Origin of the sequence: Pseudoalteromonas sp. PPB1 (assembly GCF_015356275.1) — a bacterium.
Lineage (GTDB): Bacteria > Pseudomonadota > Gammaproteobacteria > Enterobacterales > Alteromonadaceae > Pseudoalteromonas > Pseudoalteromonas rubra_D.
In genome coordinates, this window is sequence record NZ_JACEQV010000005.1 from 1 (window position 1) to 25,812 (window position 25,812).

General features: G+C 46.3%; 22 protein-coding genes. 15 read left to right on the plus strand and 7 right to left on the minus strand.

Annotated features, from left to right (window positions below):
* A partial coding sequence (locus IY568_RS24680; RefSeq protein WP_228553167.1) for a hypothetical protein occupies positions 1 to 209 on the plus strand: 209 nt, incomplete at its 5' end.
* 322 nt (positions 210 to 531) lie between these two features.
* On the opposite strand, the gene IY568_RS06410 is transcribed toward IY568_RS24680, so the two are convergent.
* Together IY568_RS06410 and IY568_RS25100 are read right to left on the minus strand one after the other, a co-directional pair.
* Complete coding sequence (locus IY568_RS06410; protein WP_010380912.1) at positions 532 to 960, minus strand: hypothetical protein; 429 nt, start codon at positions 958 to 960, stop codon at positions 532 to 534.
* A gap of 840 nt (positions 961 to 1,800) precedes the next feature.
* Positions 1,801 to 1,935 (minus strand): hypothetical protein, encoded by a 135-nt coding sequence (locus tag IY568_RS25100; RefSeq protein WP_267251359.1) that lies wholly within the window; start codon positions 1,933 to 1,935, stop codon positions 1,801 to 1,803.
* A gap of 241 nt (positions 1,936 to 2,176) precedes the next feature.
* Here IY568_RS25100 and IY568_RS06415 point away from each other — a divergent pair, with 241 nt between their 5' ends.
* From IY568_RS06415 to IY568_RS06440, 6 genes are all read left to right on the plus strand, one after another.
* Positions 2,177 to 2,818 (plus strand): TetR/AcrR family transcriptional regulator, encoded by a 642-nt coding sequence (locus IY568_RS06415; RefSeq protein ID WP_125557261.1) that lies wholly within the window; start codon positions 2,177 to 2,179, stop codon positions 2,816 to 2,818.
* Positions 2,808 to 4,124 (plus strand): efflux RND transporter periplasmic adaptor subunit, encoded by a 1,317-nt coding sequence (locus tag IY568_RS06420; RefSeq protein ID WP_194867109.1) that lies wholly within the window; start codon positions 2,808 to 2,810, stop codon positions 4,122 to 4,124. The genes IY568_RS06415 and IY568_RS06420 overlap by 11 nt, the downstream gene beginning before the upstream one ends.
* The gene (locus IY568_RS06425; protein ID WP_194867110.1) at positions 4,121 to 7,237 is read left to right on the plus strand and encodes an efflux RND transporter permease subunit; all 3,117 of its coding nucleotides are present in this window, start codon (positions 4,121 to 4,123) and stop codon (positions 7,235 to 7,237) included. Before IY568_RS06420 ends, IY568_RS06425 begins: the two co-directional genes overlap by 4 nt.
* 319 nt (positions 7,238 to 7,556) lie before the next feature.
* The gene (locus IY568_RS06430) at positions 7,557 to 7,943 is read left to right on the plus strand and encodes a VOC family protein (protein ID WP_194867111.1); all 387 of its coding nucleotides are present in this window, start codon (positions 7,557 to 7,559) and stop codon (positions 7,941 to 7,943) included.
* Positions 7,944 to 8,031: 88 nt separating this feature from the next.
* Positions 8,032 to 9,039 (plus strand): low-specificity L-threonine aldolase, encoded by a 1,008-nt coding sequence (ltaE, locus tag IY568_RS06435; RefSeq protein WP_194867112.1) that lies wholly within the window; start codon positions 8,032 to 8,034, stop codon positions 9,037 to 9,039.
* 94 nt (positions 9,040 to 9,133) lie between these two features.
* Entirely contained in the window at positions 9,134 to 9,307 is a 174-nt protein-coding gene (locus IY568_RS06440; RefSeq protein WP_194867113.1) for a hypothetical protein, read from the plus strand.
* Between the two features lie 79 nt (positions 9,308 to 9,386).
* Here IY568_RS06440 and IY568_RS06445 read toward each other — a convergent pair whose 3' ends face one another.
* Positions 9,387 to 11,009 (minus strand): esterase-like activity of phytase family protein, encoded by a 1,623-nt coding sequence (locus IY568_RS06445; RefSeq protein ID WP_194867114.1) that lies wholly within the window; start codon positions 11,007 to 11,009, stop codon positions 9,387 to 9,389.
* 241 nt (positions 11,010 to 11,250) lie between these two features.
* On the opposite strand from IY568_RS06445, the gene IY568_RS06450 reads away from it, so the two are divergent.
* The 3 genes from IY568_RS06450 (at position 11,251) to IY568_RS06460 (ending at position 14,958) form a co-directional block, all read left to right on the plus strand.
* Positions 11,251 to 11,943 carry an aspartate/glutamate racemase family protein gene (locus tag IY568_RS06450; RefSeq protein WP_194867115.1) on the plus strand — a complete coding sequence of 231 codons (693 nt, stop codon included), beginning with the start codon at positions 11,251 to 11,253 and terminating at the stop codon, positions 11,941 to 11,943.
* 96 nt (positions 11,944 to 12,039) lie between these two features.
* The gene (locus IY568_RS06455; RefSeq protein WP_194867116.1) at positions 12,040 to 12,948 is read left to right on the plus strand and encodes a phytanoyl-CoA dioxygenase family protein; all 909 of its coding nucleotides are present in this window, start codon (positions 12,040 to 12,042) and stop codon (positions 12,946 to 12,948) included.
* Between the two features lie 318 nt (positions 12,949 to 13,266).
* Positions 13,267 to 14,958 (plus strand): hemolysin D, encoded by a 1,692-nt coding sequence (locus tag IY568_RS06460; RefSeq protein WP_194867117.1) that lies wholly within the window; start codon positions 13,267 to 13,269, stop codon positions 14,956 to 14,958.
* A 116-nt stretch (positions 14,959 to 15,074) separates the two neighbouring features.
* On the opposite strand, the gene IY568_RS06465 is transcribed toward IY568_RS06460, so the two are convergent.
* Positions 15,075 to 16,034 carry a hypothetical protein gene (locus tag IY568_RS06465; protein ID WP_194867118.1) on the minus strand — a complete coding sequence of 320 codons (960 nt, stop codon included), beginning with the start codon at positions 16,032 to 16,034 and terminating at the stop codon, positions 15,075 to 15,077.
* An 843-nt stretch (positions 16,035 to 16,877) separates the two neighbouring features.
* On the opposite strand from IY568_RS06465, the gene lanKC reads away from it, so the two are divergent.
* From lanKC to IY568_RS06485, 4 genes are all read left to right on the plus strand, one after another.
* Complete coding sequence (lanKC, locus tag IY568_RS06470; protein WP_194867119.1) at positions 16,878 to 19,601, plus strand: class III lanthionine synthetase LanKC; 2,724 nt, start codon at positions 16,878 to 16,880, stop codon at positions 19,599 to 19,601.
* On the plus strand, positions 19,598 to 20,488 hold the full coding sequence (locus tag IY568_RS06475; RefSeq protein ID WP_194867120.1) for a hypothetical protein: 891 nt from the start codon (positions 19,598 to 19,600) through the stop codon (positions 20,486 to 20,488). The genes lanKC and IY568_RS06475 overlap by 4 nt, the downstream gene beginning before the upstream one ends.
* The gene (locus IY568_RS06480; protein WP_194867121.1) at positions 20,485 to 22,317 is read left to right on the plus strand and encodes an alpha/beta fold hydrolase; all 1,833 of its coding nucleotides are present in this window, start codon (positions 20,485 to 20,487) and stop codon (positions 22,315 to 22,317) included. The genes IY568_RS06475 and IY568_RS06480 overlap by 4 nt, the downstream gene beginning before the upstream one ends.
* A 64-nt stretch (positions 22,318 to 22,381) precedes the next feature.
* Complete coding sequence (locus IY568_RS06485; RefSeq protein ID WP_194867122.1) at positions 22,382 to 24,490, plus strand: ABC transporter ATP-binding protein/permease; 2,109 nt, start codon at positions 22,382 to 22,384, stop codon at positions 24,488 to 24,490.
* 51 nt (positions 24,491 to 24,541) lie between these two features.
* Here IY568_RS06485 and IY568_RS06490 read toward each other — a convergent pair whose 3' ends face one another.
* Positions 24,542 to 24,748: a hypothetical protein gene (locus tag IY568_RS06490; RefSeq protein ID WP_194867123.1), complete on the minus strand. Its 207-nt coding sequence runs from the start codon at positions 24,746 to 24,748 to the stop codon at positions 24,542 to 24,544.
* A complete protein-coding gene (locus tag IY568_RS06495; protein ID WP_194867124.1) occupies positions 24,715 to 24,915 on the minus strand; it encodes a DUF6072 family protein in 201 nt (66 codons plus the stop codon). The genes IY568_RS06490 and IY568_RS06495 overlap by 34 nt, the downstream gene beginning before the upstream one ends.
* 218 nt (positions 24,916 to 25,133) lie before the next feature.
* Between IY568_RS06495 and IY568_RS06500 the strand changes: the two genes are divergently transcribed.
* Positions 25,134 to 25,505, plus strand: coding sequence for a DUF6559 family protein (locus IY568_RS06500; protein ID WP_125557231.1), 372 nt, complete (start codon positions 25,134 to 25,136; stop codon positions 25,503 to 25,505).
* 78 nt (positions 25,506 to 25,583) lie between these two features.
* Here the strand turns inward: IY568_RS06500 and IY568_RS06505 are convergent, their stop codons facing one another.
* Positions 25,584 to 25,775, minus strand: coding sequence for a hypothetical protein (locus IY568_RS06505; RefSeq protein ID WP_125557229.1), 192 nt, complete (start codon positions 25,773 to 25,775; stop codon positions 25,584 to 25,586).
* Positions 25,776 to 25,812 lie beyond the last annotated feature (37 nt).

Consider the following 25,812-nt stretch of genomic DNA (forward strand, 5'->3'; position numbering starts at 1 on the left):
CGCACTTTCTTTCTTGGATCTTTAGTTTGTTTGGAGAGCTTAATAAATTCAGAAGGCTGCAAAATCACTATCACATAGATGGAAATTGGATTTTGACATTAGATCATAAATTTAATCAATTTGGTATTATCTTTGAAACCCGCGAAGGTCAGTTTGCTAACAGTTATGCTCAGGTAACGCAGCAAAAGTTAACTGCACATCGTTTTTAGCACTGCAGCTTTAAAGTACGTATGCGAATAAGGGTCGGGTGGCATTGATTAGGTGTTAATCGGGTATTTGAAGCAAGGTGCCGGTGAGGCTGGAGAGGTTCTCAGGAGTCCTTTGCAAGGACTGGATAGTTGAAGTGAGCAGGCACGCGGGCTCTGAGATTAGCGAGTGACACTTTTGTCCTCTGTATTGTTCACGCCATTCCAAGTTGGGGCATTGTAGCTGGACCTTCGGGTATCACTTTTTGCTGTTTTATTCTACTTGAGCAAAACAAACTGCGTTAGGCATTGAAGGTTGTAACTTTGTTACCTGCCAGGCAGAACGTCAGAGCAACTCACTTCTAATTATTCGGGCGATGGAGGTCAGATCGGTCTGGCGTTGCATGGCCTCACTTTTGCTGATCCCTTTAATTGCCTCATAATCATCCAGAAAAAATGCACTATCGTATTTACTGGAACGACTACATTTGACATAAACCAGCACATAACAATATTGAAATATTTGGTCTAATGAACGAAAAAAGTCGATATCACTGGCGCTAATGTTTGGCTTTACCGTTTCGTTAAGGCGATTGAGATAAACATGCTTGATATATACTGAGCGGCCATTGCGAGAGTACTTGGCAATATCATGAACACCCTGATTAAACACGGTTTTAATTGTTACATCGCTCAATGGGACTAAGTTTGAAGTAAACATATCCGTGCCGGATTTATGAGCAGATGTAGCCCACGACTTAAATTGTTCAAACATGTCTTGGCTCCTTCAAGTTTTATTATTCAATAAGTTATCTGTACAAGCTGCAATTTCCTTTGGCCTTACCTTCATTCAGGTAAGTGCATGCACCTGTTGTTTTCATGTTAAATAATAGCTCAGGTTAATATTAATGTGTTCATTATTTTTAACTTATTTAACGGTAAAATTACTACCCATTTGGGTAGGGAAGCGAAATGCGTAGTTCAGGTTAGCAAATTGTTTATTTTTTCTTGGCGGGTTTCTGGTCAGTTGAGCGACGTTGTCAGGGAGTGAATCTAGCGGCTTTGGTCTGAACTTGTTATCCAGGCGCTCTGAAAAAGCGGCAACGTTTTTATTGTGCTGGAGTTTTGCAGACAGGCAAAGAAAAGGACTTCTTTATGCAAGTTGTTGTATATATTATGAATTTCATTATGGCCTCCGCGCCTTATGGCACTTTATATGTTGGTGTAACTACACACCTTAAACAACGAGTTTGGCAGCACAAAAGTAGGGTTGATCAAGGGTGCTTCACAGCCAAGTATTAGATCTTCAATCTTGTGTATTTTGAAACTTGCGAGTGTATCTCTTCTGCAATTAGACGTGAAAAGTTGCTCAAACGTTGGCGCTGGAGCTAGAAGGTAGACCTGATAGAAAGAACCAACCGGGACTGGCGAGATTTATACTCATCTATCTAGTTGTAATGAGAAGTGTACTTTTTGGGCGTTTATTTTTGCATGAAGCTGATGCAGCCACTTTCTACTTTTTCCTGCTCAGTTTTAGCTGTGTGTTTATAACTCGGGCTCGTTCTAATTTATTGACCTAGCCCTTTTCTCCGTCATCCCGTGCTCGACATGGGATCTACTCATCCACGATATCAATGGTTTGTTTTATACGGTTTGCCTTTAGTTCCGGGATGTTACTTCGGTAGTTGAGTGGTTTTTGAGTAGTTCCCGGATCGGAGGCCGGGATGACGGCAGGGTTTTGTTGAAACATAAAGCACATGAAATACGTAGGTCGGCGTTGTTTGATTATAAACACCTCAGTGTTGAAGGGGCTGGAGCAAAAAACGCGTATCTCACTTTGTTTGCTATTCATCAAAGCAGTGTGATTTGGAGAATTGTTTCTGTGGTCAAAATTTATCAGTGCCCTAGAATTGGTTTATTCATCAGGTGTTGAATTAATCGCCTTCTTTATGTTCGATTTCAGGATATGAGCAGGCGCAGACAGGAGCAATATGAAAACCAGAGGTCGTCCCGATAAAAACGATGAAGATGGCAGAGCACGTCTGGTGCTGGCTGCCCGGCGCTGTTTTACCACAGCACCTTATTCGCAGGTTACCACGCGTATGCTGGCACAAGAGGCTGGTGTGGATGCGGCGCTGATCCGTTACTACTTCGAAAATAAAGAAGGCCTGTATAAGGCGATGTTTATGGAAGTCACTGGTGAAGTGATTGCCGGTATTGAGCAGGCCATTGACCAGGACAGAGCATTCGATGTGGAAGATGTCTTTCACATCTTTTATGACGTGATTAAACAGTCTCCATCATTTCCGATTTTGATGTTCAAAGAAATCGTGCTGGAGCAGGGAATTTGCCGCGAGTATCTGATAGACACGCTACAAAACAGTCGCAAGCCTTTTTTCTTTAGCATGCTGGCTCAGTTTAAGCAGCAGGGGCTGATAAAAGAAGAGCTGGACGACAGGTTACTCATTTTAAACCTCATGGGTTTGTTGATTTTTCCCTGGTATATGCGTGAAGGCATGGCCAAAGCCATGGGCATAGAGTTTGACGATGAACAACTGGCAAAAATGGCAACCCATAATGCCAACATGTTTAAGTACGGGTGTTTTAAAGAGCGAGAGAAACATGAAGATTAACTGGCAACAAAGGCGCTGGTTGCTGATATTACCAGCTCTGGGCATTTTGATTTTAATCGCCCTGGCATCGGGCAAAAAATCACCTCAAAAACACAGCAATGGCACAGATGCTTTATTGGTTGAGACCGCAGAGGTTAAAAATACCCCAATTGAACCCTATGTGACGGGGTTTGGGCGAGTGCGTCCTAAAGAGCGCTGGCAGGCGCTGTCGGAGGTCAGTGGCCGGGTTATTTATCGACATCCTAAATTGGAGAAGGGCAAGGCGCTTAAAGCCGGCACTGTGTTGCTAAAAATTGACCCGATAGACTATGAGCTTAAGCTGGCACAGGCCCGCTCCGATTTAAATTCAGCCAGGGCCGAATTGTCCCGTACCCAGCTTAATGATGAAAAGCTCGTTTTATCACTGCGTCTGGAAGAGCAGCGCCTGAGTGTGTTACAAAAAGAGCTCAAGCGCAAGCAAGGCCTGCTTAAATCTGGTTCAGTGTCAGTCTCTACGGTTGATGCCGAGCAGGCGAATGTCTGGGCTCAGGAACAAAAAGTGCTGGATGTTCGCAATGCCGTTGATCAGCATCCTGACAACATGGCGGTGGCAGAGGCAAAAGTGAAGCTGGCACAGGCCAGATTGAGTGAGGCAGAGCGTAAACTGGCAAAAACCACCATCACTTTGCCGTTTGATGCCCAAATAGCAGCCGTGAGCGTTGAGATGCAACAGGTCGTTGCAGAGCGTGAGAGTTTGGTGACAGCGCATCGGACTGACTTAATGGAGATCCCTGTACAGGTTGCGTTGAGCGACATGCGATATTTTGGGCAGTATATTGCGCCTAAGCTGATCCAGGGAGAATTCCCGGATGTACAAACTTGGGACCTTAACGCTGAGGCCAGCTTATATATAGGTAACAAGCGGTTTAGCTGGCAGGGCAAGTTGACCAGTGTCGGTGAAAGTATCGACCCAGAGGGCAACACTGTCACCTTGATCGTTGATGTGGCATTTGATTACAAAGCGTTTGAACCCGGAAAGCGCCCACCTTTGATCAGTGATATGTACGTACAGGTAAAAGTAAAAGGTGCTCCACGGCCTCTATTATCCGTGCCATCCGAGGCATTACATGGCGACAGGCTCTATTTGCTTGAAGACGGAAAGTTGGTGATCCGCAACGTTGAAGTGGCATTTGAATCCAATGGCCGCACCGTGATCAGAAGCGGTGTCAGCGAAGGTGATGTGTTGGTGTTGAGTGATGTGATCCCGGCAGTGCCTGGCCGTGCGCTGCGTACTCAAGCACAGGCGGCTCAGGAGCAGGCGTTATGATTGCTTATTTTGCCCGCCACCCGACCGCGGCGAATCTGCTGATGCTGGCCATCATTGTGCTTGGACTGAGTGCGCTCCCGCAGCTAAAGCGAGAAACCTTTCCCGAAATAGCGCCCAGCCAGATTCAGGTCAGCGTGCCGTACCCGGGTGCTAACCCGGAAGAGTCTGAACTTGCTTTATGTGTGCCGCTGGAAGAGGCCATGGATGGGCTGAGCGATATCGAGCAGATCAGTTGTGAAGCGCGCGAAAGCATGGCCAAAATGGTTGTTGAGATACAAGAAGGCGGTGATATCACCCGGCTGATGTCGGATGTAAAAACCGAGGTTGATGCCATAGATACCTTTCCGGACAAGGCTGAGAGTCCGGTTATCAAAGAGCTTGGCCGGACGGAGTCACTCATTACCTTAGCCATCAGTGCGGACCTCCCGGCAGCAGAGCTTAAAGACTTCGCTGAGTCTGTAAAGCGCAAACTCCAGAGATTGCCAGATATTTCTCTGGTTGAGATCCATGGATTTTCAGATCGTCAGCTGAGAGTTGAATTGTCTTTGTCGCTGTTACGCCAGTACGGACTATCTATAAACGATGTGGTTAGTCATATAGAGCGACAAAACATCAAACTGCCCGCTGGTAATTTAGAGACCAAAGGCAAAACGCTGCAAATTCGCTTTGATCAGCAAGGCGTGACCGCCAAAGAGTTGGATGAATTGGTGATCGCCAGTACTCAGTCAGGCGGTCAGCTTAAGCTTAAAGATCTCGGGCAAGTCATAGAGCGCTTTGAACTGGACGAGGCGAAAGTTGAGTTCAATGGCAAACCCGCAGCGTTGCTTAAAATCAAGAAAACCAAAGCGCAGGATGCACTTGATTTGGTGGAGCAGGTTTATCAGTTTGTTGAACGGGAACGACAGCAAATTCCGGACGGGATCGAGATGGCACTGACTTCAGATCAGGCCAAAATCGTTTCTGATCGTTTGACTATGCTCAGCACCAACTCATGGCAGGGCTTTTTACTGGTGTTTGCCGTGATGTGGCTGTTCTTTACCTGGCGCTATTCATTCTGGGTGTCGATGGGGCTGCCTATTTCTTTTCTCGGCGCATTTTGGTTGATGACAGTGCTCGGGGTCAGCATCAACATGATCTCTATGGTTGGTATGTTGATGGCCATCGGAATACTGATGGATGATGCGATCGTGATTGCTGAAAGCATTGCCAGTCATGTAGAACGAGGCGAAGACATTGATGAGGGCGTTATTAAAGGCGTTAAGCAGGTCGCGCCGGGTGTTTTGTCTTCCTTTTTAACTACGGCCTCGGTGTTCGTCGGCCTGGCATTTATTGCGGGTGATATTGGTCAGATCATGAAAGTGTTCCCACAGATGTTACTGGCTGTATTGGTTGTGAGCCTGGTTGAGGCTTTCCTTATTCTGCCTAATCACTTGTTGCATTCTTTACACAACAAGCAGGATGAAACGGCATCAGGATTCAAAATGCGCTTCAATCAACGCTTTGAGCGTTTTCGCACTGAGGTGCTGGTGGAATGGGTTGAGCGTGCCGTAACTTATCGCTATGCCGCGGTCGGTGCGGTGCTGGCTATGTTTTTTCTGAGCATTTCATTGATGGCGGGTGGGTTTTTGAAGTTTAAGGCATTTCCTGAGTTGGAGGGAGACATTCTTGAAATGCGACTGCTGATGCCCCAGGGCACGCCACTGTATGAAACGGAGCAGCTGGTTACCCGTGCAGTGCATGAACTGAACGAATTAAACCAGGAGTATACACCTGCGCAGCCACACCAGCAGGCGTTGGTCCAAAACGTCATTGTTGAGTACAACAGTAACCAGGATGCCGGTGAAGAGGGAACACATGTTGCTACCGTGCGTGCTGATTTGCTTACGGCCGAAACCCGAAGTACCAGCCTGCTTGAGTTACAGGACCGCTGGCGCGATGCGGTTGGCGAGATCCCCGGCGCGTTGGCACTGGCATTTAAGCAGCCAGCTGTGGGCCCAGCCGGGCGCGCGATAGAAATCCGATTATATGGTGATGATCTTGCTATGTTATCGAGCGCGTCATTTGCTATTCAGCAGGCACTGGCCGAATATGACGGTGTGCAGAACCTGATGGATGACCTGCGTCCGGGCAAAGAAGAGTGGATGGTACGCCTTTTGCCCGGAGCAATGTCGCTGGGCGTGGACGGCGCAACCATAGCTAATCAGCTCAGAACCGCTTTTTTTGGTCAAAAAGCCGATGAGTTTCAGCGCGGCGATGAAACCATCGAGCTGGACGTACGACTCAGAAAAGAAGATAAATCGTCCTGGTGGCAGTTACAGAATTACCCCATCACCCTCGCTGACGGCAGACAACTGCCATTATCGGCCGTCGCGGAGCTTATTCCGGCGCGAGGCTATGCCCGCATTAATCGGGTAGATGGTCAGCGGTCAGTCACCATTATTGGTGATGTGGATGCTGCGATTGCCAATACCGGAGAGATCATTGCGGCAGTCGACAAAGCTGTGGTTGCCCCTTTACTGATTGAATATCCTTCGTTATCTGTGAGTTACGAAGGCGAAGTGAAAGAGGGCGGCAGCACAGGGTCGTCAATTGGTAAAAAGTTTCTGATGGGGCTGGTAGGGGTTTTTATTATTCTGAGTTTTCAGTTCAGAAGTTATATGGAGCCTGTGATGGTCATGTTGGCGATCCCCCTGGCGCTGATCGGGGCACTCTGGGGACATGTATTGCTGGGATATGACTTTACCATTCCAAGTATGATGGGGTTTGTCTCGCTGGCCGGTATTGTGGTGAATGACTCCATCTTGCTGGTGACTTATATTAAGGAACATCAAAAGCAGGGGCTGGATGCGCATCAGGCTGCGGTGCAGGCGGCGAGGGAACGTTTTCGGGCGGTGTTTATTACCACAGCGACGACCGTTGCGGGTATGTTACCATTGCTGCTTGAAACCAGCTTGCAGGCTCAGATCTTACAGCCTCTGGTGGTGAGTTTGCTGTTTGGTATTGCAGCGTCGTCTTTTCTGGTGTTGTTTATCTTACCGTGTCTGTATGTGATCCTCGAAGACAGAGGTCTGGCGGCACAACATCACCTGACTGAGTCACAGGCTAAGGCTTAGGCTCACCAGACGCCCCTGAAATGATGATTTTGGGGTGCCTGGCAATAGAGTTTCCTCATGTGGCTGATAGACAGAACCTGTCAGCCATCTTTTCATTTCGCATCTTTAATACAGGTACCTCTCTACCTCCGTCATTCAGTGCTAAATTCGGGATCGTTGACAGGGGTGAAAATCAGCCCCTATTTCGGCATGGTGCTGATTATGTATTGCACTCTTTCAAAAGTTTATATCAAAGTATTGACCTAAAGTTATGTTGAGGTTCTATTCTCGGTTTTCTTTCAGCGTGATATCGCGTTGTGACGACCAAAAAGGAGAGAACATGAATTTAAATCAGGTAACGATGAGCGTCCATAATATGCAGCAGGCCGTCGAGTTTTATCTTAAACTGGGCTTTACCCAAATAGTCGATACGCCCCACTATGCTCGTTTTGTTTGCCCCGAAGGAGAGGCGACTTTCTCATTGTCTCTGTGTGAGGACGATATTCTTCACAATACTACGATTTATTTTGAGCACGAAGCGCTTGAGGATTGGATTGCGATGATAGAATCGCGCGGCATCAGTTTATTACAAGCACCAACCGACGAGTCTTACCTATGGCGTGAAGCCATAGTGGCTGATCCGTCCGGTAACAAAATCAAATTATACTGGGCTGGTGAGAATCGACTTAACCCGCCCTGGCGGGTTGAAAAGCGTTATGTGGGTTAGTAACACAAGTCGCCGTGTCTTGCTTGTGTAAAAGCAAAAAATGTTTTTTACTGGCGGTTCAATATCGCCGTAAACAGGAAGAACAACAATGATAGATTTCAGGTCCGATACCGTTACCAAACCGTGTAAATCCATGCTTCAGGCTATGGTTGAGGCAGAAGTAGGCGATGATGTCTACGGGGATGACCCTACGGTTAACTATTTGGAACAGTTTGCGGCGCAGCGTCATGGGTTTGAGGCGGCGGTGTTTGTCAGCTCAGGCACTCAGGCTAATTTACTGGCGATACTGGCGCATTGTGAGCGCGGAGATGAGTATTTATGCGGGCAAAGCGCACATAACTATCGGTATGAAGCTGGTGGCGCGGCAGTGCTGGGCTCGGTTCAGCCGCAGCCTGTGGAGAATGAACCCGACGGCAGCCTGGATTTGCAAAAGCTGGCCACTTATATCAAGCCCGATGACTTTCACTTTGCCCGCACCAGGCTGTTGAGCCTGGAAAATACCATTGGCGGCAAGGTGCTAAGTTTGGACTATTTAGCTCAGGCTCGTGCATTTTGCGATCAGCACAGTTTGCAGCTACATCTTGATGGTGCCCGGGTCTATAACGCGGCAGTCGCACTGGAAGTCGATATTCGGGCTATTGCAGCGCATTTTGATTCTATGACAATTTGCTTGTCTAAAGGTTTGGGCGCGCCCATTGGTTCTTTGCTTTTGGGCAGCAAGGCACTGATTAACAAGGCAAGACGGCTGAGAAAAATGCTCGGTGGCGGCATGCGTCAGGCAGGGATTCTGGCGGCTGCTGGCCAGTATGCGCTGGAAAACAACGTCGAGCGCTTGCGTGAAGATCATGACAATGCGCGCTATCTTGCACAGCGTCTTAATGCAGTGAAAGGATTTGATGCGTCTGCTTACCCGGTTCAAACTAACCTGGTGTATGTGGATGTTGGCACAGAGGTTGATATTCAGCTGATGGCCAAGAACTTGCTCGAACAGGGGATCCAGATCACACCTGGCTATCAGGGAATGAGACTGGTAACTCACCTGGGGGTCAGCCGCTCAGATATCGATACGCTGATAAACGCGCTTAAAGCACAGTAATCATTAATGTAATTAATATATTTGTTTCAATTCGTTGACATACTCAGGTTTGCTGTGTTCATAATTGAGTTTTCTCTATATAAGGAACATTGTAATGAAACTGAAATTAAGCAAAAGAAAACTCAAAGGCCTGACGGCAGATACCAAGGCGTTACCACGAGCAATGACGCCTAAGGTTGCCGGCGGCTGGTGGTATACGCAAAATGCGATTCAGTGCTTACCCGAGCTAACCGATGTGCAAAAGGGCTGTCCGACTTACGATTTCTAACGGCCTGAGTGACTTCGACATTCGGAAAATCAGCAAAGCCAGGTTTTATTCTGGCTTTGCTATAAGGCCAGCTTACGCCTTATTTTGAGAGCGAGAGTCCTTCAAATAAGTACAGGCGATTACCATCCACTTGTGTTTTGCCAGCATCCAGGTATTTCTGCTCAAGCATGCCATTAGTGGACCAGGTGGCAAAGTCGTCATCGTTCAGTACACCCAGTCTGGAGTTATCAATTAACCACATACCTTCAAGCTTATCGTGTGGATAGCTAACCTGTTCAACCAGATCGAGCACCAGAGATTTGTTCACAGGCACGATCCCTGCGTCGTTTAAAGCTTCCCAGCCTTGTTCCAGGACGACCTCTTCCAGGGTCTTGCCGTTCATCACTAACCCGAGCTGTTCATCCTGCATCAGCTGTGGTGAGGAGACGATTTCTTCCAGATTAGTGGCATCGTTCAGGTTGATTTTATAAATGCGCTTCATCGCGTCTGGCGTCGTGTTATAAAATGCACCATCGCGTTCAATGACCAGAAACTCTGACGCTGACAGGGCGACGATCCCTGAATTTGAGTTCTGATTTTTTTCCTGCTTATATAAGTATTGTCCTACCGCTTTGGTTTCCAGGTTAACCGTCACAATACGAACAATATCCAGGTCTTTCACGGCTTTTGACGGGTTATATAAAGTCGATTGCATCACACCGATCAGGGTTTTTTCGTCCGGTGTAATGGCCAGGCCTTCCATGCCCCGGTTTGCACGTCGATTAGCAAACTCAGCAGGCAAGTGCAGTGTTACACGGTCATCTTCTGCGAATGCATTGATACGGGATAGTTCAACACCGTTGGCATCGTAATGAACGATATGTGGGCCATATTCATCACTGATCCAGAAACTGCCATCCTTTAGGGCAACAAGACCTTCGCCATCCAGCCCATAGTCGTCAAGTTTGAGCGGGTTATTCTGTGCATCATAAGGTTGTGTGTTATCAACCAAAATGGGTGCGCCGTCTGCATCGTACGGGGTTTCACCCGTACCGCCGAGATCTGAGCTGTTTGGCAGGCCTGTGATTGGCGTGCCATCGGGACGTTTGAGCAAGATCTCTTTTAGTTTAATTATCTGGCCATTATTTTGTAGCTCAAATAAGCCGATACGGGGCGTGTAGTCTGGGGTCGGAAACTTTTTACCTTTGCCGTAGTCACCTGTGTAGGTGGCATTGGGGCCACGATCGGTCAGTGCATAGAATTGGGTATTATTGGTGGGGTGAGCAACCATGTCTGAACCATATCCACCGTTGCGTACTTCAAAGGTACTGCCTGCAATATCACCATTTTGCAGGTCGCTGCGCATTGCTGTATAAGGCAGTGGCGACCCCTGATTTGTCATCGGGGAGGGTTGGCATACATAGTTGGTTTGGCTGATCTCAGACTCGCTCAGCGCGCCATCACTATCCTTATCGATACCTGATTGCAGCGCAACGCCACCAAAATAGCAGTGTTCATTGCCCATCGTTAAGCTTGCCTGGTTCACCAGGCTGATCAGCCCGTCAGCACCATCAGAGCCTTTGTTGCCTGTTTGCCCGGCGTTGCCGTTTAGACCATCTGTGCCATTGGTTCCTGCCTGGCCGTCTTTCCCGTCATCGCCATCACAGGCTGTCAGAGCGAATACCACAGATAATGCCAGCAGACTTTTTGTACCACATTTCATTGTTTGATCCTTTCTAATTATTGTGGCCAGAGCACGCAAGACAGAGGTGGCGAGCTCTGGCTGATTAAGCATGAAAACTGCGAGGACTAATCTAAACGGGTACAATAACGAAATGATGACACCGTCTGCTGGTTGTTGTCGTCTGTTTGAATATGCTGATTAAGGTAATAAAAAAGCTGCAATTTATCCGCTAGTTGTGAGAGTCTGAGGTAACAAGTATGAGAACAACAGGACAGACAAAATGAAGACAATCGGCCTGATAGGTGGCATGAGTTGGGAGTCAACTGTGAGCTATTACTCCTTATTGAATGAAGGAGTCAAAGCTCAGCTGGGAGGATTGCACTCTGCGAAAATCGTTTTGGTTAGTGTTGATTTTGCTGAGGTTGAAGCGCAGCAGCACAGAGGGGATTGGCAAGCTGCTGCCGACTTGCTGGCAACTGCAGCGCAATCTGTTGAAGCAGCGGGCGCGGAGTTTGTGCTGATCTGCACTAATACCATGCATAAAGTGGCAGACGAAGTACAACAGGCCATCAGTATTCCACTTTTGCACATTGCGGATGCGACTGGTCGGGTGCTGGTGCGGGACAAGGTCAAAAAAGTGGGGCTGCTCGGGACTCGATTTACGATGCAGGAAGCCTTTTACCGAACCCGTCTGGAGAAAAAGTTTGGCCTTGAAGTGTGTGTACCCAACGAGTCTGATCAGCAAAAGGTACATGATGTGATTTATCAGGAGTTATGCCTGGGTAAAGTACTGGATAAATCTCGTGAAGATTATTTACGGATCATTGCTTCATTGAAGGCGTCAGGGGCCGAGGCGGTGATACTGGGGTGCACCGAAATAGCTTTACTCATTCGTGACTCAGATACGGATATACCGGTTTATGACACGACTCGCATTCACGTACAATCCGCTTTGGAAGCGTCGTTAGAATAACGTTGGGAATCGTGTCGCGTAACTAAGCGTAATTGCTATTTTTACCATATTGAGCCAAGCTAACTTGTTGGTTATTAATATAGAAAGAGTTTGGTTATGGTATCAATAGAAAAGGAAAAGCTGAGCTTTTACGAGCAAAATGGGTTTGTGCGCTTCGAGCAGGCATTGTCACAAGATTTGCTAGCGCGCCTGAGAGACTTGTCAGTCAGGTTGGAAGATTCAGCAAAGGCTGATCTGGCAAAAGGTGCGCTGCGCAATCAGTATTTTTTATCTACGGAGTCGGACGAACCTAAGCTGTTTCGCTACAATGATCTGCTGTTTGACGACCCTGAACTGGTACTGGAACTGCTGGCCAGCCCAACAATGATGGCCATCTGCGAAAAGATGGTGGGGTTAGGCTGTGTGCCTATGCAGCTTGATTTGGTTTACAAGTATCCGCATCCACATCCCCATATTGCCTGGCATCATGGCGCGCCACACCCGCGTAACTACCCTTATTTAAATGTAGGTGTGTATCTGGACGATGCCGATCTGGATGATGGCTGCTTAAGATATGTGCCTGATACTCAGCATAAGGTGTTAGATATTTATGAGTTGTCCAGTCAGCACGGCTGGGATATTCCGGGTGTTGTGCAGCAACCAGCCAAAGCGGGTGATATTTTGGTGCAGGATATGATGATATTGCACAGCTCTGAGCCAAAAAGAAGTGAAGGCCCGCGTCGCACAATTTACATTGAACTGCGGCCGGTTGATGGCATAGCCGAAAGTGCTATGCAAACAGCGCAATGGGCCGAACTCAGAAAACAATGGATGGCCCATGTGATCAAGGCGGCAGATCCTCAGGACGTGCCCGCAGGCTGGCTGGAATACTATGGTGAACCAGAGTATGACTTGTCAACTTTGGTCACTATGATTGAAGAGAAGCGCGAATCACCTATCCCCGCTGTCTGGTCGCATCGAAATGTTGAACACCCGGATTACCCCACACCGGCAGATTTACGCTAACACAACGCACTCGAAACTGACCACTGAGTAAGGTGGAAAGGGAACTATGTTTCCCTTTTCTTACTTTGCTGTTGCCTTTTTAGCTAACCCCAGCTGAACTTTGTTACCTCCGGCACCATGGTGTTTAGCCAGTTCATAAATGTTAAGCACTTGGTTCTTGTAAGACCATTTTCTGTTGAATTTATATACTAATCAAACCGGGATTGCTCATTTAACATTCTAAATTACTTAATTTTTATGAATTTTTTATGCTTTTATTAAAGATTTCATATTTCAATTATGTGACAATGCTGATGCAAAATTAGTTAAGGAGTAATTATGAAGTTAAAACATCTTGCCTGTGTTGTTGCAGTGGCAGCAAATACTCAAGTCAGCGCATTTACCCAGTTAGGCGGCAGCGGCGTTATGCCCATTGGTCACGAGTGGCTCACCAGAACCTCCGCCCTTGAGCTGTTGTCACAAGACACTAAGGTAGAAGATGCGAATGATCCCCGCCTGAGCTGGGGTCAGGGCCTCGCGAAATCAACGGAACTGAATATTGCTCAAACGGAAGTGGCTAAAATTCTCGCTAACCGTCGTAATGACAACACCTACTACTCTGAATATGATGCAATTTTCGCGGCCATTGTCGGTGAGCGCTGGGTTGATATCGCCGGTTTTAACGTCACCAATGCCAGCATAGATCCGACCGGCCCAAATTGTTTTAACGCCGTGGCTCAGGAGCCTGCCGACTTACAGCAGGATCACTTTATGCGTCGTTATGATGATGTAGGGGGCGCAGGTGGTGTGGATGCGGCTAAGCGCGGACAGGCACGTTTTATTGATCACTTTGTTAATGCTGCCATGGCGCAAAGTAAGCAGATCAAGGTGTGGGATGGTGGCGGTTACGCCAGTGCTGTCACCGTAGACCATAACTATTTCCTGTTTGGCCGTGCCGTGCATCTGTTCCAGGACTCATTCAGTCCGGAGCACACCGTACGCCTGCCTGAGGATAACTATGAAACAGTCTGGCAAGTAAAGGCTTATTTATGTTCTGAAGGTGCTGAGCAGCATACCCACGCAACGGGCGATGCAATTAGCTATGAAAGTGGCGATGTGATCTGGCATCCGGGCACACGCACAGATGGCAGCTGGGAGGGTTACCGTCCCAGCAACATGAAACCGGTTGCACTGGTGGCGCTGGAAGCGAGTAAAGATCTGTGGGCTGCGTTTATTCGCACTATGGCAACTCCGGTTGAGCAAAGAGAAAGCTATGCACGAGCACAGGCACAAATGCTGGTTAACGCCTGGCTATCTTTCGATGAAACGGCCATGCGTCAATGGTATGACGATGAAAGCCGCCGTGATCACACGTATGTGTTGGCACCTGGTGAATCTGGCAAGGGCAAGAGTCTGGAGCAATGTATGGCCGAGCTGAATGTTGGCACGGTTAGTCAGCTAGAGCGTGTTGCCCAGTTAGACGAAGAGCGTCGTCAGTGTCTGTATAATGTTGAAGCCGTCGAAGGTTACGAAGACCTAAACGATCCACTGATGGATATGCCGTATAACTGGAAATGGAAGTCACCATTTTGGAAAACTGCTCCTGATAGCTGGACAGCGCCAGATTTACCAGCAGATGCTGGCCAGGCGATGATCCTGAAAAGCGCCGAAACTGGGCTTGCTGTATCGAGTGAGTCAGGGTTAGAAAATAACGCAAGACTAAAAGCCAGTGGTGCACAACCTTTGGCATTTGTGGGTGTAACAGGTAAAGATCAGCAAGTGTATTTTCGAAGTCGATACAATGCTGAATTGTTCCTCAGCTACAGCGCTTCTTTCAGTGGTTACGTAAAATTGTGGGATTCTGCCGAGGATTCTGGGTTCTCGTTGATAGATCAGGGCGGTGTATGGAATCTCAAGAACACGCGCTGGGATCAGTACGTCTGGCTCGACACCAGCTCACAACAGTTACACCTGAATCGTTATGGCAAAGCGAATAATAATAACGCGAAATGGACGATTGAATACCAATAACGTCTGAGTGTGAGTGCCTGAAGGCCAGGCACTCTGACAGACGTTGATAACACCAAAGGTAGCTGGGTCGCGAGTCCTTTTGGCTTTCCCGTATTCAGCAACCTGCTTGCCTCTCGTTAAGGCTCAGCTTTTTCATTGATTGACATGGCAGCTTGTGCGCAAATATCGTCAATGATGTTATCCGTATAAATGATATTTGGGTAGAGCTTAGGGGTTGTATGTTGGGCTATGAGCGATGGCAGCTGTGCATTGGCTTTATTAGCGGCGCTGCGGATTGACTCTGCGTCACCGGAGAGCAGGCAGGCAACAACTTCTTCAGCGCCCTGTGTCAGCGTCCATGACAGTAAAAAGTACCCTGACTGGCTTCTGACAGATTCCATTTTGGCAAATTGATCGTTTACCATTTTGGTAAAATCACTGGTATCGGCATATTCGTTGTATACCTTGAAGTTCGCATAAGGATAGAAGCCTTTCCCCAGATAAGTTCCGAGGTCGACGTTATCTGGTTCAACGATCACGATGACTTTGGCTTTGCCATCTCCAATCATGCTATTTAATGTAGACTGACAGAAATTCTCATCCGGGCTGGTGATGTAAAGTGCCTGGAGTTGTGCCAACGCCTCAAATAAGCCATTCCACTGAGATTGCGTAAATGAAGGATAATTTTCATTACCACTGTCGGTGTCCATATCGTGAGACAGGTTTAAAATAACTAGCTCTGCATGTTGTTCCGTAAACGCGTTTATCTCGTTAACAATGTTCTCAATCGATTGCCCTCTGGATCCTTGCATTGAGTCACCATACAGGGGAATTGATATTTTTGAATAATGCCCGGTGTAATAGTCACCACTGCCAATGATAGGGCGAATGTCGAAGTATCTGGCACCAAGTGCCAATTGTTGACCCACGTTATAAGTTTGCGTCTGGGTATTACATTGATTAGAGCCAACTGTGCCATCCTGGATCAGGCTCATTCCAGAGTCATGTGAACCAGTAATACAAATGTCGACAAGCTTGCGATTGCCAATCAAGGGGAGGCTATTTTGCATCCAGTCGGGCGCATTAAAATCGTTCATTGCATTTATTCCCTTATCTTTGCGTATTTATTGTATACGCATTTAAAATTAAGGTTGAACCACACCTTAGAGAGGTGGTGCTGTAGAAAATATGCAAGCAAAACCTCACTAACTAACTTGAGTGTGGTAATTTAATTTGGTGGATATGTTTATGTCTAAACCCTCCTTTGTATTTAGTTTGTTTTCTTGTTCCTAATTTTGCATTTGTCTCTGTATGAATACTTGTTCGCAGTATCAAGCTAAATCTAATCAACTTTAGGAGAAAATCCGGTGTTTTCCATTACACCTTATTACACCTGGTTTTACTTGAATGAGAACGTGCTTTTTTAACAAGTTGTGGACTGTTTTTTGTTTGTGGTCGTTGGTTGTTAAGTTATTGATAATAAATTGACTTCCCTCTTTGCTTGAGTGTTGGTGAAATGTTTTTCAAGTTTTCTTTAATGTTTTTTGTTTTTTAACTGGCGAGTGTTAAATGAGAAGCTATATTAATTAACGCTAGGTTATTAACTAGCACCACTAAACCTAAGTTTAAATAAAGTTAATAAGGAATGTAATCATGAAAAAAGTAATCGAACTTCAGAAAATCAATGCAGATGCAGGTACTTGTCACCCTTCACAAATCAGTGTTTGGTAAGTTCTGCTATTAGATAAAAGCCAACCAAGTCTGAGCGCAGTTTCTAATGTATTACTTTGCTTTATAAGCTGCGTTTAATATTGGTTGCTTTGCTCTATTATGTACAGCAAGGCTTCTGAAGAAGCTTTGTTGTACGTCTGGTGTGGTTTGGTTTTTTAATTCCATAGCCATGGTATTTATTTTTATCGATTTTTTATTTAAGGAAGAATATGGGTGATGCAATAGATAAGCGGATATCTGTAAGCGACCTGCCGCACTTTTTATTTGGTCAATCAAAGTTCTTTACTAAGGTGCAGTCTTATGAAGTCAAAGATAAAAATTACCTTAGTATCGCTGAAGGAATATTAGGAGATAGCTGGGAAATCAGGCGAAGAGAGGCCTGGTATGTTGCTAAACCTCATTCAGTTGAACTACCCAGGCACGGATTTAAGATCCATATTTCATTGATATCCAGCCTTACCCCAGAGGCACTCAAGCATATTCTTCCTGTTCTGGCCGAGTTTGGCGTGGCATTTAAATTTTTGGTTGATGCTCATGTCCAGGATTTCTTTAACTCACAAGCTTGTAATAAGGTGTCATCCGGTAAGTTTTTAACTGCCTATCCAGCCAGTCAAGCTGAGTTTGAGGCCGTTATAGAGGCGCTTTTCACAGTGACGGAAGCGTACTATGGACCTTATATCTTAAGCGATCGTGCCTATAAAGAGAGCCGCTGTGTGTTCTATCGCTATGGCACCTTTACTGGTAATAAAGAATGCGATGTGACTGGTGCTTCGAAACCTGTTGTCATTAATGAGTTGACAGGAGAGACTGATCTTCGTTTACCATATTTCCACCTGCCCGAAGGGATAACGGATCCATTTCCTTGTCCTGAAGATGAATCAGAATCTGAGTTGCTTAATCAACGCTATGAAGTCGTCGATGCGTTAGCGAGTCACTCCAGCAAAGGCGGGGTATATCTTGCCAGGGACAAAAAGTCTGGTTTGACAGTCGTTATAAAAGAGGCGCGTCCTCATATTAACCGCAGCCTATTAAATGAGCAGGACGCAATTTCTGGCTTGAACCACGAAGCCCATATTTTGCGACGACTTGAACACACAGGTGTGACGCCTAAAGTCGTCGAGGTGTTCAAAGAGTGGCAGCATCAGTTTTTAGTGCTGGAACATATCCCCTTTGAAACCCTCAATTATAGAGATTGGGAAAATCACAACATTTTGATAAATGATCAAGGCGAGCAGGCGCTCCAGCTCTGCCAGCGCTATTTCTTATTATTAGCTAATATTATCGAAGCGGTTGAGCTGGTTCACCAGACAGGCGTTATCATTGGTGATATTGCACCGCAAAATATCCTGATACACCCAGAGACGTTAGAGGTTAAGTTGATTGACCTGGAGGGGGCATATGATCAACTTAACGAGCAATTTTACGCCAGGATAACCAGTCGTGGTTTTTCCGAATACGATAAAAACAAACGCAGAAAACCCACCGTGGATGAGGACTGGCAAGCTGTGAGTGCATTGTGTGTTCATTTGTTGCATCCGGTGTGTCCACTTTTTGCCTTAAACCCGGCGATCAAGAACACATATTTAAGCGCATTGGTTAAAAACCATGGTTTGCCTGAGTGCATGTCAGAGGTTGCTATGCTGCTACAGGCTGCGCAAGTTGACAAAGTGAAACAAGTTATAGCCACTACGTTGGGGCAATTATCGGCACCAGCCGCTCAGACAGGCTTATTTGAACGAAAAAGGCTGAATCTGGATGAGGGCGAGTGTAAGCAATTATTGAAAAAGATGGCCGATGGCCTGGCCCATTTTATAGATAACCCTGTTGGAGAAAACACTTTTCCTGTCGACTATCGGGCCTTGAACACCCACCCCTATAGCGTATCTTATGGCCAGTTTGGGATTTTTTACTATCTCAGAAAGTACACAAATATCGTAGCCGAACCTTTAATGCAAAAAGCCATTGATGAGCTCATGGCTCTGAATATGGCAAACATGCCTCCGGGCTTATACTCAGGTCTGTCTGGCATTGCCTGGGTGATGTATGAGTGCGGGTATCAGTCAGATGCAACCTTTTTAATGAAGCAGGTACTGAAAAACGACCTGCGTCATGATGCCTGTGATTTGTTTTACGGTGCGGCTGGTTGGGGATTAGCGTGCTTACAATTTTACAGCAAAACTCAACAGCCCGAGTTTTTGCAGGGGGCAAAAGAGGCTGCAGAGATAATCACCGATCAGCTACACGAGCATCAGGGCACCTTGTATTACAAAAACCTGGACGGTCAGCCATATTCCGGTCTGCTCCATGGTAATGCCGGTATAGCGCTGTTCTTTTTACGCTTGTACCAGGTTACGCACAATCAGGAAGACTTACGCCTCGCTACACGTTGTCTGCAGTTTGAAATTGACAGAGGTGAGCGAATTAATAACGAGCTGGTCTGGCGCAAAAACTACAATGAAAAAACCACTTATCCATACTTGCAGTTTGGCTCGGTCGGTGTGGGTTGTGTGTTGTTACGTTTTTACAGTGTAACTCGGGAGGTCAAATACCTCGCGCTTGCACAAGAGATTGCACAGGCAACCCAAGGCAAGTTTTGTATCTATCCAGGCGCTTTTGTTGGCATGAGCGGTATAGGTACATTCTTTCTGGATTTATATCGGGTAACCAAAGATGCGCAGTATCTCAGGGAGGCGAACTCAATTGCTTACAGAGTGAGTTTGTATCAGTGTGCAGCAGGAGAAGGGGTTGCGTTCCCGGGTGATAAACTGGCCGGACTCACCACAGATTATGCAACCGGAACGGTTGGCGTCGGCTTTTTCTTGTCTCGTTTACTGAATGATGGACAAGGAAGAGAGCTATTTCTTGACCCCGACTTTTCAGGTCTGGAGACCTGCGAACAGGCAGCAAAAGCGCAACTGGACTCGATGGAATGATGCTTAATAATTTTATTAATGTCAGTCAGCAGGGCGGCTCTTCAGAGTTTGAACATATGGTGAGTGCATTGGATAGTGCATTTGATTTTACGCATACTGAAGCGTCTCAGGACTTTACCGGAGGGGCATTTGTCCAACTGTATGACTTGACAAAGGGCTTTTATCAAACGCATTTTCAGCATATTTATCAGCACTATGTCCCATTGTACTTTTCTCTTTGGAAACTGAGAGTCAAAGATACAATAGGGCTGGAGAATATGCATCAGGATGGTGGTATTCATTACTTCGCGAGCAATGGGTATCAATCGAGAATGATCACGCTCTGGACTGCACTGCACAAAGATCCTATGCCGAGTTTATCAGCAAGTGATTTGGGTTTATTTGTGGTTGATAGTGAAAACCCGAGCCACTTTACACTCTATGAGCGACTGGCACAGACTAACACGCATTATTATCGCAGTGCTCCCGGTCTGTTGCGGGATATCAGGCAGATTGGTAATTCATCGGTTTGTTATGATGAACACACACTTGAGCGGCAAGTGTACGATTATGTGAATGGGACAACAATACAGTTTAATAGTCATCTGTTGCATGGGACGAATAGCATTGCTGAGCAGGCACATCTAAGTCGCAAAGAATATGACTGTTTCAGAGCCGCTTTGACCAGTGTCTGGATCCATCGGGATGATTTTAATCATGCGATTTTGAATATGCATCTGGAGGACTATGCGCAATTATACCTTGCCGGAATTGAGCCACAGGGCTGGGCTAAAATTAAGTGTCAACAGGCGCACTTATGCAACAAGGAGATTGGACGCATAGAGACTATTACTCAGTTGGCTCGCCATCACCTGAATAACCCGGCTTCCCTGGAGGCTGGCTTATGATCCCGCTGAGCGTTGATATCTCCGATGCATCTCACTTTCATGAAAACACCACTTTAACTGGCTTATCTTGCTCATATGATGGTCGTTACTTTTTGCTGAGTTCAGATCAATCTGGTTGTGCGAATGTATATCGGGTCGCCACTGAGGCCAACAGAATTGAGCAACTAACCCACTTCGCGACTCAACCGACGTTTGCCATTAGTTATTTCCCCAGGGACAGCCGATTTTTATACCGCCAGGATCAGTGTGGAGATGAACTTGATCATATTTGGGTCCATGAACCAGACGGGCAGCGTCGGGATTTAACACCCGGTGACGGTCTTAAAGCCAGCTTTTTACAGTGGAATGACAGCGGTGAGCAATTTTGGCTGTTGCACAACCAGCGAGACGCCAGTGTTTATGATGTCTACTGCTATTGTGCGGCTGATTATACAAACCAGCGTGTCTTTACCAATTGTGATCAGGTTAACGTCTGTGATATCAGCCGGGATGGGGTGTGGCTGGCGTGTGAAAAAGAATTAAACAGCAGAGCAAATCAGTTAGTGTTTTATCGCTTAGACACATCGAAAGGTAAGCGTTGTGAATACCAGCCAGGTTGTTGGGTGGGTAAAAACGATATGCAGGCGCGACACATGATAATGAGCTTTGCCCCGGATAGCCAAAGTGTGTTCTATACAAGCGATCTAGATTGTGAACATAAGAATGTGTGGGTGTTAGATTTGGTGACGGGAAAAACCGCCGAATTGCTACGGCTTGGCTGGGATGTGACCGCATTTTATTTTTCGCCTTCGGGGCGTTATCAAATCTGTGAAGTGAACCGGGATGCTAAAACCTGCCTCCAGGTTACAGATACCAATACACAGAAGCCCTATTTTTTATCAAACGAGGAAGACGCCGCAACTGGGTTGTGTTTTTCGCCCGATGAAAGCCGGATTGGTTATTACACCGAGAGCTGTATTTGTCCTGCCAATTTGCATATTCACCACATTGATGGGAGCAATAATCGGCTAATTCAGGCGCAAAACCCTAAGCTGCCTCAGCAACGTCTTGTGCGGGCTGAAGTCGTTCATTATCGCAGTTTTGATGGGCTATCTATTCCTGCGTTGTTGTATCGTCCCAGTGAAGCAAGTCCCGATAACCCTGTTGCGGCCATGCTCTGGATACACGGAGGACCCGGGGATCAGTCACAGCAAAAATTCGATCCTGTGATTCAACATTTGGTGAGTAATGGTTATGCGGTGTTGGCTGTGAATCATAGGGGGTCAACGGGCTATGGGAAAACCTTCTTCCATATGGCAGACAGGCAACACGGTGATGTTGATTTAGAAGATTGCCTTTATGCCAAACACTATCTTGGTGATCTTGACTGGGTGGATGGTCAGCGCATTGGCATTATGGGCTGCAGTTATGGCGGTTTTCTGGCTCTGGCGGCATTAACATTCAAGCCGGATATATTTGCACTGGCGATTAATATCTTTGGTGTGACAAATTGGTTGCGTACCTTAAATAGTATACCTCCCTGGATGGGGGGAGTCCGCAAACGAATTTATGATGTTATGGGAGATCCTACCCAGGAACATCAGCGCCTTAAGCAGGTGTCACCTTTGTTTCATGCTTCGCAAATTTGTCGTCCTCTGTTGGTAGTACAGGGAAAAAATGATCAAAGAGTATTACAGATTGAGAGTGATGAAATTGTGCAGGCTGTGAAGCGCAATGGTGTGCCAGTGGAGTATTTGTTGTTTGAAGATGAAGGGCACGGGTTTAATCGCAGAGCAAACCTCATTGCAGCATCCAATCACTATCTTAATTTTCTTAATCAGTATTTGTAGCGACGAATTCGCAGTCGTCGAGACGTGTATATATACAACTTAACTCAACCCAATTTGGATAGATATGACCACTGCACTATTAACTGACCATCACATTTATCCCAGGTCAACCTTGCCCGGGCGCGAGCGTTGGCATATTGAGGGTCTATTGAACCAGCCACTGCTTGCTAAGCATCTGAGTAGTTATTTGAATAAGCAGGTCGGAATGGTGCAAGTGACGGCCAATCCTCTGACAGGCAGAGTTTTATTGTTGTTTGATCCGTCTTGTTGGCAAACGAAAACAATACGGAAACTACTAAAGCAAGCATTTCAGTACAGTCAAAAACAAACCGGTTGCGCAGAGAGTCATAGTACCCCACGTCACAAAGGGCTGGCTGGATTCAAACAAAGGCTTAATGAAAACCACTTGTACAGCCTAGTTCAACGGATTGAAGATGAGCAATGTCGGGCATTGAGGCACACGGCAATAAGAGCCAGTACCATCAACTCATTTTTTAAGATCTTGTCGCCCATTATGACAGGCCTGATGATCTCAAGTGTGCTATCACCGATTGCAGTACTAACAAAATTGGGGTTATCGCAAGGGGCTCAACTGGCATTCTTTACCGGTGCATTTGGGCTGTCTAAAGGCGCTGAGTCGATCACTGCACATCATAAAAATAAACATTGGAGCAAGTATTCCAATGAAATAGATAAAAAGATGAGTGAGCAGGTCTTTGCACACATACAGTCCTTACCTATGCCGTATTTAGACAGTCAAAGCCCTGACAAACTGCAGCATTTAGTTAGCCATGATGTGGATATTATAAAGCGGTTTCTTAATTACACACCGGCTGAATTTACAGACAAAGCCACAACTATGTTGTTCAGTTCTGTGATTATACTTGCTATCTCTCCGGTGGCCTTCGCGCTTTGTTTGCTTCCGGTGCCATTTATTACCAGGCTCAATAAACGTCATCAGGCGAGTATTCGTGAGCAGGCAAACAAAACGGGCGATCTGACAGACAGCCACAGAAAAGTGCTATCGAATAATCTGAATGGTCTGTCTACAGTTAAGAGCTTTACTGCTGAACACATTGAGTATGAGCGGTTTTGCAGTGCTAAAGATGCGGCCAGCGAACATACTGTCAGGCTTGATAGGGAAAACTCCTATTACTCCAGTATGAACGAGTTGATCTTTGTTATGGGGATTATGGGGCCGGTCGTCTATGGTTGTATGAACGTGTTGCGTGGTGGTATCGGTACTACCGAATTTATGGTTCAGATTGGCATTGCCCCTAGCATATTAAATTCTGCGACCGGGCTGGAATATGGGAAATCTCTTTACAGAGATGCCCATGCTGCGGCGGCTCGTCTGGATGCAGTATTGAATATAGCACCTGAAGTGATTTCACGGGACGGCCAGCAACAGCTTACAGCTGGGGTTGGCAGCATAGCATTTAGCGATATACATTTTGGTTATTCGAAGCATAAGGTGATTAAAGGGGTTTCTTTTGAGGTTAAAGCTAACAAGAAAGTGGCGTTTGTTGGGCCAACCGGATCGGGTAAAAGCACATTGATCAAGCTTTTATTAGGCTTTTACCAGGCTCAGCAGGGTCAAATTTATATCGATGGTAAGAATATAGAGCAGGTAAGTTTAAAAAGTTTAAGGCAGTCAATCGCATTGGTAAGCCAGGAGCCATTTTTATTTAACGGCACCATCTATGACAACCTGGTTTATGGTCGACCCTCCGCAACTTTTGAAGAAGTCGTTGCGGCTTGTAAGATAGCGCAAGCTTATGAATTTATTGATGCTCACCCCGATGGCTTCAACGCTCAGATAGGCGAAAGAGGACACAAGTTGTCTGGTGGTCAACGCCAGCGGCTTTCCATTGCGCGAGCGGTGTTAAAAAATGCCGCAATACTGGTTTTAGACGAGGCCACGTCGGCGGTTGATAATAAAACAGAAGCTGCAATCAGGCAGGCTGTTGATTTAATATCACATACTTGTACTGTGATTATTATCGCTCATCGTTTATCGAGTATTCGGTATGTTGATACGATTTACCACATTAAAGAGGGAGAGATCAGTGAAGCCGGGACACATGAGCAGCTACTGGCAAGAAATGGCGATTATGCTGCATTGTGGCAATTACAAATTTCTGAACAAAAGAATGCACCTGCGATGAGGTAATGGGTAAACCAATGATTGATTGCTCTTTCCTGACGATTTAAAGGACCGTACTTAAGAAGACTTTTTCTCGTGATAGATATCTTCTACATCTTCAATAACACTTTCAATTACTTGTTCAATGGGTTGGCCTTTATCCAGTGCCTGTGACACGTCTTCTCGCAGACTTTGGTCGCCTGCGCCTTTCTTGGTGGTAAACTGGGTGAACAAGCTTTGCCCGGTTTTACTTAAGCAATAGGAGTTTGCTGCAACGAACAGCATTCCGGCCGGCCCAGTGCTAATTTAGCCGCAAGCCCTGCGCCTACATGCGCCAGACCCAGTTTGCCTTTGCCCTGGGCCAGCAGGCTGACACCGGGAGTTAACAGGGCTTCGCCTGCCAGGCATGCTGTATCTTTTGCTATTTCTTTGTTGGTCCGTTTGACGCTCATTTTGATTATCCTTTCTAACGCATTGACTATTAAGTGTAATCATACTTTGCAAAAAATCCAGGCCAGGCGATGCGTATCATTTCTTTGGTGCACTTTTAACGTCTGATGATTGACGATATGCTGGGTTTTAAGAGTCAGGGATCAGGTAACGGGAGCGCGGTATCGTGATATTTCTCTGATACTCTGACCATAATAGGAACATTCAAAGGAGTACATAGATGTTTTCATTCTGGCAAAAGAAAAATTCGGTTAAATCTATTGCACGCCAGCTGCCTGTGCGATTGGTTGAATCCTACACCAGACAAGAATATTACTCTGTTGAGCAGGTCGCTGAAGTGTTTAGTCAGGTTTTTAGTCATGACCATAATCAGGCCTATGCTTATGCAATGTTTTGTTCTCAGGCTGATTTTGACGCACTCCAGACTGGTCTGAGCTATGCTGAATTGCGAGCGGATGTGGGCAGGCATTGTTTTCACGACTGGCCTAGGTTTAATTTTGAGTCATTGCTTGTATATGCTGGCAGCACATACAGTGATAGTGGTTTTAGTGTCGGCGCAGAGGGCGGTGGCGGAGATGGTGGCTGTGGTTAGCTATCTGTTCACATTGATTCGAGAAAACAGGCTCTGCCAAAGACTGTGTATGGCAGGCCTTGTTTTGGATACTCTGAATTAAAAATACAAATATGAGTCGCAGTGACACTGCGGGTCATCTTTTAGCTCATCAATGTGCACTTCAACTTTGCTTTGCGAGCGCGCATCGTAAATTAATACCATGCTGTGTTGCCTGTCTACACTCAGTACTTCGACCGGGTGTTTATGATACTCCACCCATTCTCCGTCACGGACGTCTTCAATATTCATGATATTTCCCCCATTTGTTAGTGAAACGGCGCAAAGA